The following is a 9,445-nucleotide window of genomic DNA, read 5'->3' as shown; positions in this document are numbered from 1 at the left end:
AATTACGCAAGCGTCTATGTCTGCAGCGGTCAGACCGCCGCGGGCTCCTGCCGTTTCGCCGGCTGCGCAAAGCGCTCGCCAAGCGTACGCAGTTCCGCGAACTCCGAGGCCTTGAGCTCCGGATACCGGTCCTGGAGGTAGACCAACGTGGCGTCGAACCACTCCTTCTGGTCTTCGGGATGACACCCGATCACACCGCACTGCATGATCTGCTGGAACAGCTCGTCACGGGCCTCTTGATACGGCGAGGGTACCATGGCGTCACGACGCGGACGAAGCTTGGGCTTGGCCATTTCCTCTGGGTAGTGCGTCGAACCTGCTACCCGGCGTCTCCGGGGCAGCCTGAAAAACTTAACTGATGAGAAACCCGCTTCCTAGGGGCACCACCGGCGCGTGACGCGTGATTTCCGGAGGTTTTACGCGCAAAAGGGCAGAAGTGCTGCCGCCAGCGGCCCCGGGGTATCCTCGGCGACAAGCATGCCGGGAGGACGCGTCGTCACGAGGGGACGGAGCGTCGCGTCCGGCAGGAGGCGGCGCCACGCGTCAATGCGACGGGGAGCGTCGTCGTCGCCGCCGGGCGTCGTGTCGCCGCCGCACCAGAGCAGCACCGTGGACGCGATCGTTGACCAATCCGCCTCCTGGCGCCCGGGCTCGCTGATCACGCCCATCGCGCTTGCCAGTCGCAGCAGTTCGGCCGCTCCGTTGTGTCCGACCCACGGCGCGAGGTAGCGCATCACCAATCGCTCGGGCATGGCGTCGCGATGGCCCACACCGCTCGCGAGCAGTGGCTCGAGCAGCGGGCGGGCGCCGAAGAGGGTGTTCGCGCTGAGGGCCGACCGGGCCGAGGTGCGCTGCAGCGAGCGGATGGCGGGCCCCGGGAGATCGTCGGGGAGGGGAGGCTCGAGCAGCACCAGCCGTCGGACGAGGCGCGGTGACTGGGCCGCGAGTTGCAGGGCGATGAGCCCCCCGATGTCCTGGCCGACCACGGTCACCGCACCGAGGCGAAGGGCCGTGAGCGCGCGATCGATGGCGTCGGTCTGCGCCGCCAGGGCGTAGGAGACATCGGGCGGGCGATCCGACTCGCCGGAACCGAGCAGGTCGATACTCACGACGGTGCAGCCGGCGGAGGCAAGCACCGGCGCGATGGCGCGCCAGAGGAAGGCGCAGGTGCCGAATCCGTGCAGCAGCACCACGGCTGGCCCGGCGCGTCCCATGCGCTCCGCGTGCAGGGCGCCCGGTCCAACGGGAATTCGCAGGTGCTCGGTGTACACGGTAGCAGGATAGCGAGGGCATGGCGCCGCATCTACCACGTGGTAACTTCCCTGCGCATCACGCAGGACGTGGATGGACCCAGACCCGACCGGCCCTGTGCCGGCTGACGACGAGGAGAGCGAGTGGCCAAGGTTACGCCGAAGAAGAAGTCGAACACCGGATTTCTGGCGGTGATCGGCATTGTGCTGGCGGTGGGTGGTGCGGTGCTGTGGACCACCATGCAGAACAAGCCCGCCCCCATCGAACTGCCGAAGGACGCACCCGCGATGGAGGCGCAGGGGTACCTGCGCGGCAACCCCAACGCCCCGGTGACGATCATCGAGTTCGCCGACTTCGAGTGCCCGGGGTGCGGTCAGTTCGCCACGCTACAGGGGCCCGACATCAAGACGCGGATCATCGATGCGGGGCTCGCCAACTTCCGGTTCTACGATTTCCCGCTCACGAGCATCCACATGAACACCCTCTTCGCGCACCTCGCTGCCGCGTGTGCGAACGATCAGGGCAAGTTCTGGGAGATGCACGATCAGCTCTTCCAGAACCAGCCGACCTGGAGCACCATCGCGACGTCGAATCCGCGCAAGGAGATCGACGGCTATGCGACGGCGATCGGGCTCGACATGGCTGCCTACACCACGTGCATGGATCAGCAGAAGCACCTGGCCCAGATCCAGGCCAATGCGAAGGAAGGCGAGAAGCGCGGTGTCAACAGCACGCCGACCCTGATCGTGGGCAACAAGGTGTACGCCGGCGGTCTCGCGTTCGACGCGCTGAAGAAGATCGTGGACTCGCTGAACGCGGCGGCGCCGGCGGCGGACACGGCGGCGAAGCAGTAACGGCGGTTGAAACCGCGGTCATTACTGCGGTTTTCCTGCAGACGGCAGACGGCAGGAACCACAGCACGCAGTTACGGAGGAAAGTGGTAGAACGATACGGGAGCCAGCGCTGCGCGCGGCTCCCGATATCCCTACCGCGAAGGAAATCGGGGGCGCCGCAAAGCGGTCGCCCCCGTTTTGTTCTACCGCATTCCTCCCAAACTGCGTGCTGTAGTTCCTGCTGTCTGCCGTCTGCTGGTAAACCGCCGTTTACAGCGCCGTAACGACCGCAGCTGCGACCCCAGTCACGCTCTCCGTCTCCGCGCCGCCGCCTCGTCCAGGCGGAGCGCCGGCATCGGCGCCGCATCCGCGCCCCCTGGCGGCGCCGGTACCAGCTCCTCGCCCAGCGCGACAAGCGCGCGCGTCACTACCACACTCGCCAGTGGGTCGGGTACGGAGAGTTCCCGCACGTAAATGTTCAGCGCGCGCTCGAAGCCCACGTCGGTGGCGAGTGTGTCCACGAACATCAGCGCGTTGTCCACGTGGGCGCGGATGAGTGCCTCTTCCGCCCGCGCCTGCGCAAGGCGCAGCCGCTGCTCGGCGTCGACCGACAGCTTGCGGGGGAACAACGTTTCGGGGAAGAGCTTCGCGAGAATGGACATATGACACAAGACGAAATACACCGCGGTGGGGTTTCGTGCCGTGACCTACCGCACACAACTACGATTCCTGCGCCTCATACTGATCCTTGAGGCTCGCCACCACACCCGGATCCGCCAGCGTCGTCGTATCCCCCAGCGCCCGCCCTTCCGCGATGTCGCGCAGCAGGCGCCGCATGATCTTGCCGCTGCGCGTCTTCGGCAGGTCGGCGCTGAACAGAATGTCGTCAGGGCGCGCCAGTGCCCCGATCTTGAGCGCCACATGCTCGCGCAACTCGTCGCGCAGTGAGCTGCTCTGCGTGAAGCCGGCGCGCAGCGTCACGAACGCGGCGATCGCCTGGCCCTTGAGGTCGTGGGTCTTGCCCACCACGGCAGCTTCCGCGACCGCCGGGTGATCCACGAGCGCGCTCTCCACTTCCATCGTGCCGATGCGATGGCCGGCCACGTTGAGCACGTCGTCCACGCGCCCCAGAATCCACAGGTAGCCGTCGTCGTCGCGCTTCGCACCGTCGCCCGGGAAGTACAAGTCAGGCCGCCCGGGCCACTTGCTGAAGTACGTGTCCACGTAGCGCTGGTCGTCGCCCCAGATGGTGCGCAGCATGCTCGGCCACGGATGCGTGATGGCCAGCAGCCCACCGCCCACCTTCACCTCGTTGGCGTTGCTGTCGAGCAGCGTGGCCTTGGTACCGGGGAACGGCACCGTGGCGCTGCCGGGCTTCGTGGCCGTCGCTCCCGGCAGCGGCGTGATCATGATGGAGCCGGTTTCCGTCTGCCACCACGTGTCCACAATGGGGCAGCGTTCCTTGCCGATCACGCGGTGATACCACATCCACGCTTCGGGGTTGATGGGCTCACCCACGCTCCCCAGCAGTCGCAGTTGCGAGAGATCGTGCTTCTCGACGTATGGCGTGCCCCACTTCATGAACGCACGGATCGCCGTGGGCGCCGTGTAAAAAATCGTCACGCCGTAGCGCTCGCAGATCTGCCAGAAGCGATCCTTGTCCGGCCAGTCGGGCGCGCCTTCGTACATCACGCACGTCGCGCCATTGGCGAGCGGGCCGTACGTGAGATACGTGTGGCCGGTGATCCAGCCGATATCGGCCGTGCACCAGTACACGTCCTCATCCTTGAGGTCGAACACGTATTTGGTCGTCGCCATCGCGCCGGTGAGATACCCACCGGTGGTGTGCACGATGCCCTTCGGCTTGCCCGTGGTGCCGCTCGTGTAGAGGATGAACAGCACGTCTTCGGCGTCCATCGCCTCGGGCTCGCAATACGCGGGCACCTCCCGCTTGAGGCGGTGCCACCAGTGGTCGCGCCCGTCCTGCATTTCGGCGAACGTTTCGTCGCCCACGCCACTGCGTCGGCGCATCACCACCAGCACGTGCTCGATGGTGGGGCACTCCTTCAGCGCTTCGTCGGCGTTGCGCTTGAGCGGCACCGTCTGGCCACGACGATAGCCACCGTCGGCGGTGATGAGCACCTTGCAGCCGCAGTCGTTGATGCGATCGCGCAGCGAGTCGGGAGAGAAGCCGCCGAAGACCACCGTGTGAATGGCACCGATGCGCGCACAGGCGAGCATGGCGATCACCGCCTCGGCGATCATGGGCATGTAGATCGCCACGCGATCGCCCTTGGTCACGCCCAGCTTCTTGAGCATGTTGGCCGCGAGATTCACTTCGCGGTACAGATCCCAGTACGTCCACGTGCGACGGTCGCCCGGCTCACCTTCCCAGATCAGCGCGGCCTTGTTGCGGCGCGGGCCGTGGATGTGCCGGTCGATGCAGTTCACGCTCACGTTGAGCTTCCCGCCGGTGAACCATTTCGCGTGCGGCGGCGTCCACTCGCACACCGTATCCCACGGCTGCATCCACTCCAGCGTGCCCGCCTCATTGGCCCAGAACGTCTCCGGGGATATCCCCGCATCGTCGTGCAGCCGCGCATCGTGCACGAGCGCCTTGGCCGCGAACTCGGCCGGGGGCGGGAACGAACGGTTTTCCTGCAGAAGGACGTCGATATCGCTCATGGGCCTGAATCCGGCGTGGCCGGCGGGAGGGAGAACGGCAGGACGAACAGAGGGCGACCGGGCGCCCCGCACGATGTCCCCAGCGGGAATCCATCGCGGCTCACGGTCTGTTCCGCTAATGTAGAGCGATGCCGATCCCTCCCGAAACCGGTGCGACCGGTGTCGCGGCAACCCATAAGGGTTCCGGGGCCCTGCTCGACCTGCCGCTCGCCGTCGAGGCCGAGGGGCTGGTGCGTGCCTTCGGCGGGAAGCGGGCGGTGGACGGGGTGTCGCTGACCCTCGGGAGCGGCGACTGTCTGGCCCTGTTCGGCCCCAACGGCGCTGGCAAGACCACGCTGCTGCGGCTGTTGGGCGGGCTGCTCAAGCCCACCAAAGGTACCACGAAGCTGCACGGCGTTCCCCTACCGGGACCGGCCGAGACGCGCCGTCTGGTGGGGCTCATCAGCCACCATTCCATGCTGTACCCGGCGCTCACCGTACGCGAGAACGTGCGCTTCGCTGCCGAATGCCAGGGCGTGGTGGATGCCGACGCGGCCACCAGCGAGGTGCTGCGCCAGCTCCGGGTACTCGATCGCGAGCACCAGCCGGTGCGCTTCCTGAGCCGCGGCCTCCAGCAGCGCGTGAGCATCGCCCGCGCCTTGGTGCATGGCCCGCAGCTGGTGCTGCTCGACGAACCCTACACGGGACTCGATGAAGTGGGGGCGCTGGCGTTCACTGACGCGCTGCGCGAACTCAAGGATGGTGGGGCCACGCTGGTGCTGGTCACGCATAACCTCGTGGAAGGCATCGCGCTCGCTACCCGCGCCGTGATTATGCGCGGGGGACGGTTCGTGTACGACGAAGGCACTCCGGCCGGCGGATTCGACTTGCCGGCCTTCCAGGCGCAGTACCGTGCGCTGGTGCACGAGGGGTTGGCGTGAGCGGCGGCGCGCCCAAGCCCGCGGTCCTCGCCCCCGCGTTTCTCGCCGACGCGCTGCGCATCGCGCGCAAGGATCTGCTCATCGAGTTTCGTACCCGCAGCGCCTTCATGGCCGCCACGGTGTTCGCGGTGCTGAGTGTGGTGATCTTCCGGTTCACCTGGGATCCCACCGCCATCCCGGCCTTCGATCTGGCGCCGGGCGTGCTGTGGGTGATCTTCACCTTCTCGGGGCTCCTCGGGCTCAATCGCAGCTTCGGGCTAGAGCTGTCCGACCGGGCCTACGACGGGCTGCTGGCCAGCCAGGTGAGCCGCGAGAGCATCTTTGTGGGAAAGGTTCTGGCCAACCTCGCGTTCGTGAGCGGGGTCCAGGCGCTGGCGCTTCCGGCGGTGGCGCTGTTCTTCGATCTTCATGTGGGGAGCGCGTGGGGCGTGCTCATCGGCATCGTGCTCTGCGCATCGCTGGGGCTCGCTGCCGTGGGCACGCTGTTCGCCGCCATCGCGAGCAACACGCGACTGGCCGAACTGCTGCTCCCCATGATGACGTTGCCGTTCTTCGTGCCGCTGGTGATTCCGGCGGCGCAAACCTCGGCGTATATCCTTCGCGGGCAACCGCTCGAGGATGCGATGCCGTGGTTCAAGCTGTTGCTCGCGTTCGACCTGGTCTTCGTGACGGCGTGTATCGTCGTCTTTCCGTACACGATCGAGGAGTAGTGCACATGGCGACTTCGGCCGCCACCATCACCGCCCCGGGGAAGCTGCCGGAGGCCAAGCCGATCGACGGCTTCCTCGCGATTTCAATCGTCGCCGTGCTCGCCGTGTGCGTGCGCGCGATCTGGTTCACGCCGGTCGACGCCATGCTTGGCGCGGCGCAGAAGATCTTCTATGTCCACGTACCCTCGGCCATCGCCGGGTTGTACGTGGCCTGCGGCCTGCTCGCGGTGAGCAGCATTCTCTACTTGTGGCTCAAGGACGAGCGACTCGACCGGCTCGCCGAGGCGAGCGCCGAGGTTGGGCTCCTGTTCATGGGGATCGTGCTGGTCACCGGTCCCATCTGGGCGCGAACCAGCTGGGGTACGTGGTGGGTGTGGGAGGCGCGCATTACGAGTACGCTCTTCCTGTGGTTGCTGGTGCTGGGCTATCTCGTGTTGCGTGGTGCCGTGGAGAGTCCGGAGAATCGCGCGCGACTGTCAGCGGTCATGGGATCGCTCGCGGCGCTACTGGTGCCGTTCATCCACCTCACGGTGAAACTGTTCCGCGGCATGCACCCGGGCCCCGTGGTACTCAAGCCGGAGAAGCCATCGCTCCCGCCCGAGATGCTCACCACGTTCCTCATGGCCATCGTAGCGTTCATGCTGCTGTTTTTCGCTTTGCTGCGGGTGCGCATGCGCTGGGCTGCGCTGCGTGATGCACGCACCGCTATGGAGGCCGCGTGACCGTGGGTATGTGGGCGCTGATCGCCACCGCGCAGGACAGCGTGGCCTACGTGGCGCAGAGGAGCGGGCCGCCAGCCACCGAGACATACATGTGGGCGGGGTACGCCATCACCATCGGTGTGTTGTTCGGCTACATCGCGCTCATGGCGAGCCGCATCGCCAAGTCGAAGAACGGCTGAGGCGATCGCGTGCAGGGAGCGGGCGGCAGGGCTCAGGTCCCTCTGGCGGAGTTGCTGCGCGGCGTACGCATCGCCGTCACGCGAGCGGGTGAGCGTGGTGGGCCACTGGCCGAAGCGCTCAGGCGCGTCGGGGCCACGGTGCACGAGATTCCGCTCACGCGCATCGAAACGCTCGACCTCGCACCGCTGCATGCGGCAGTGGCCAACCTGGCGCAGTACGATTGGATTCTGCTCACCAGCGTAAATGCAGTGGAGCATCTGGCGCGCGTGGTGAAGGAGCGCGGTGCCGAGGCGGCCATGGCCACGCGGCGGCTCGCCGTAGTGGGGACCGCAACGGCACAGGCGTGTGAGGCGCACGAGTGGCGCACGCCTACGGTGCAGCCGGAAAAGATGCAGGCCGAGGGGATGCTCGACCTCATGGCCGAACGCTCGGACATCGACCGGTCGCGCATGCTGTACCCCAGCGCCGCCGGTGCGCGCGATGTGCTCCCCGAAGGGCTCCGTGCTTTGGGCGCCACGGTGGATGTGGTGCCCTGCTATCAGAGCGCCCCTGATCCCGACGGGCAGGAGCGCATAAGGCGCCTGGCTGCCGCCGGCGAGATCGACCTGGTGACTGTGGCCGCACCGAGTGCGGTGGATTCGCTGCTCGATGCGCTGCCGCCGGAACATGCGAGCCGACTGCCCGTGGCGGCGATCGGACCGGTGACCGCCCGTGCGGCGCGAGTGGCGGGCTTTCCGGTGAAGGTGGAAAGCACGGCCGCGACGATGGAGGGGTGGGTGAAGGCGATCGTGGGGGCGTACCGCGGGTGAGGGGGCAAATCGAACCGAAAGCTGACGACCGATAGCTGAAAGCTCCCCCGCAGATCTCGAGATGCCTCTGGGGGAGCTCTCAGCTCTCGGTTTTCAGCTTTCGGTTCTCAGTTCTCCGTTTCCCCCGTCCCCGTGCCGCAGGGCCTTTCTGGCCGTATCTTTATGGAATGACCGGTCCACTCCGCATAGGAACCCGCAGTTCCGAACTCGCCCTGTTCCAGGCCCGCCAGACCGCCTCGCTGCTGGCCGCGCTTGGCGTTGAGTCGGAACTCGTGACGTACACCACCATCGGTGACCGCATTCTCGACAAGCCGCTGTCGGCGATTGGCGAGAAGGGGCTGTTCACCGCCGAACTCGAGGCCGATCTGCTGGCGGGACGCACTGACTGCGCGGTGCACTCGCTCAAGGACCTCCCCACCGCCGACCCTGAGGGGCTGTTCGTGGTGGCGATGCTCGAGCGCGAGGATCCGCGCGATGCGTTCGTCACGCGCCCCGGCATCACGGCCACCTCGCTGACGGAACTGCCGGAAGGCGCAAAGGTGGGCACCAGCTCCCTGCGCCGCCGGGCACAGCTGCGCGCGCTGCGCCCCGATCTCGAGGTGTGCGAGCTGCGCGGCAATGTGGGCACGCGTCTTCGCAAGATCGACGAGGGGCAGGTGGATGCGGCGTTGCTCGCCGCCGCCGGCCTTCGTCGTCTCGGACTTGGCCACCGCATCGTATCGCTGCTGAACGCGCCCGACTGGCTCGGCGCACCTGGGCAGGGCGCCATTGCCGTGCAGGCGCGTGTGGACGACGAGCGCGTGCTCGCGATTCTGCGCCAGCTCGATCATGCACCCACGCGGCTCGCGGTGAGCGCCGAGCGCGCATTGCTGGCGAGTCTCGAGGGGGGCTGTCAGGTGCCCATCGGTGCCGCCACGCTCGATGAGCCGGAGTATGGGCTCATGCTGCACGGCATCGTGGCCAGTGTGGATGGAACGACGGTCGTGCGCGGTGGACTGCCCATCGATCGGCAGGACCCCGCTGCCAGCGGCCGCGAGCTCGCGCGCCAGCTCCACGCAGCAGGTGGTGAAGGCATTCTCACCGACCTGCGCGAGGCGTTGGCCAACAAGCACACCGACAAGACTTCTTCCGCCGAGAGTGCGTCGTGAGCGATGGCATGAGCGGTAGCATGAGCGAAGGGACCTTCACCACCGACGCGTTCGATCCGGGCGAGTTCGGCATGTCGCGTCCGCACCCCGTGCGCCTGCGCCGGTTGCGTCGTACCGATGCATTGCGTCGCGTGGTCCGCGAGACGCGGCTCGATCCCGCGCAGTTCATCTGGCCGCTCTTCGTGCG

General features: G+C 67.0%; 11 protein-coding genes and 1 pseudogene. 8 read left to right on the top strand and 4 right to left on the bottom strand.

Features of this window, described 5'->3' with window-relative positions:
* Nucleotides 1-29 precede the first annotated feature (29 nt).
* Nucleotides 30-293 (bottom strand): hypothetical protein, encoded by a 264-nt coding sequence (locus tag ACIQ6O_RS08660; protein ID WP_396207379.1) that lies wholly within the window; start codon nt 291-293, stop codon nt 30-32.
* Between the two features lie 123 nt (nt 294-416).
* Nucleotides 417-1,271, bottom strand: coding sequence for an alpha/beta fold hydrolase (locus tag ACIQ6O_RS08655; RefSeq protein WP_396207378.1), 855 nt, complete (start codon nt 1,269-1,271; stop codon nt 417-419).
* Nucleotides 1,272-1,394: 123 nt separating this feature from the next.
* Between ACIQ6O_RS08655 and ACIQ6O_RS08650 the strand changes: the two genes are divergently transcribed.
* Entirely contained in the window at nt 1,395-2,105 is a 711-nt protein-coding gene (locus ACIQ6O_RS08650; protein WP_396207377.1) for a DsbA family protein, read from the top strand.
* Between the two features lie 284 nt (nt 2,106-2,389).
* Here ACIQ6O_RS08650 and ACIQ6O_RS08645 read toward each other — a convergent pair whose 3' ends face one another.
* Nucleotides 2,390-2,746 carry a hypothetical protein gene (locus ACIQ6O_RS08645; protein WP_396207376.1) on the bottom strand — a complete coding sequence of 119 codons (357 nt, stop codon included), beginning with the start codon at nt 2,744-2,746 and terminating at the stop codon, nt 2,390-2,392.
* Between the two features lie 58 nt (nt 2,747-2,804).
* Nucleotides 2,805-4,769, bottom strand: a complete 1,965-nt coding sequence (acs, locus tag ACIQ6O_RS08640; protein ID WP_396207375.1) for an acetate--CoA ligase — start codon at nt 4,767-4,769, stop codon at nt 2,805-2,807.
* A 128-nt stretch (nt 4,770-4,897) separates the two neighbouring features.
* Between acs and ACIQ6O_RS08635 the strand changes: the two genes are divergently transcribed.
* From ACIQ6O_RS08635 to ACIQ6O_RS08605, 7 genes and pseudogenes are all read left to right on the top strand, one after another.
* Nucleotides 4,898-5,689: an ABC transporter ATP-binding protein gene (locus tag ACIQ6O_RS08635; protein ID WP_396207374.1), complete on the top strand. Its 792-nt coding sequence runs from the start codon at nt 4,898-4,900 to the stop codon at nt 5,687-5,689.
* Nucleotides 5,686-6,399 carry a heme exporter protein CcmB gene (locus ACIQ6O_RS08630; RefSeq protein ID WP_396207373.1) on the top strand — a complete coding sequence of 238 codons (714 nt, stop codon included), beginning with the start codon at nt 5,686-5,688 and terminating at the stop codon, nt 6,397-6,399. The genes ACIQ6O_RS08635 and ACIQ6O_RS08630 overlap by 4 nt, the downstream gene beginning before the upstream one ends.
* Nucleotides 6,400-6,404: 5 nt before the next feature.
* Entirely contained in the window at nt 6,405-7,121 is a 717-nt protein-coding gene (ccsA, locus tag ACIQ6O_RS08625) for a cytochrome c biogenesis protein CcsA (RefSeq protein ID WP_396207372.1), read from the top strand.
* Nucleotides 7,118-7,300 carry a hypothetical protein gene (locus ACIQ6O_RS08620; protein WP_396207371.1) on the top strand — a complete coding sequence of 61 codons (183 nt, stop codon included), beginning with the start codon at nt 7,118-7,120 and terminating at the stop codon, nt 7,298-7,300. Before ccsA ends, ACIQ6O_RS08620 begins: the two co-directional genes overlap by 4 nt.
* A gap of 9 nt (nt 7,301-7,309) precedes the next feature.
* Nucleotides 7,310-8,110 (top strand): uroporphyrinogen-III synthase, encoded by an 801-nt coding sequence (locus ACIQ6O_RS08615; RefSeq protein ID WP_396207370.1) that lies wholly within the window; start codon nt 7,310-7,312, stop codon nt 8,108-8,110.
* 167 nt (nt 8,111-8,277) lie between these two features.
* Nucleotides 8,278-9,258, top strand: coding sequence for a hydroxymethylbilane synthase (gene hemC, locus ACIQ6O_RS08610; protein ID WP_396207369.1), 981 nt, complete (start codon nt 8,278-8,280; stop codon nt 9,256-9,258).
* Nucleotides 9,259-9,266: 8 nt separating this feature from the next.
* Nucleotides 9,267-9,445: pseudogene (locus ACIQ6O_RS08605) on the top strand (hypothetical protein); the annotation flags it as partial.

It is taken from the genome of Gemmatimonas sp. (genome assembly GCF_044345575.1).
Classification (GTDB): domain Bacteria; phylum Gemmatimonadota; class Gemmatimonadetes; order Gemmatimonadales; family Gemmatimonadaceae; genus Gemmatimonas.
Note: the sequence above shows the minus strand (reverse complement) of the source record. Positions and strands in the feature narration are given on the sequence as shown.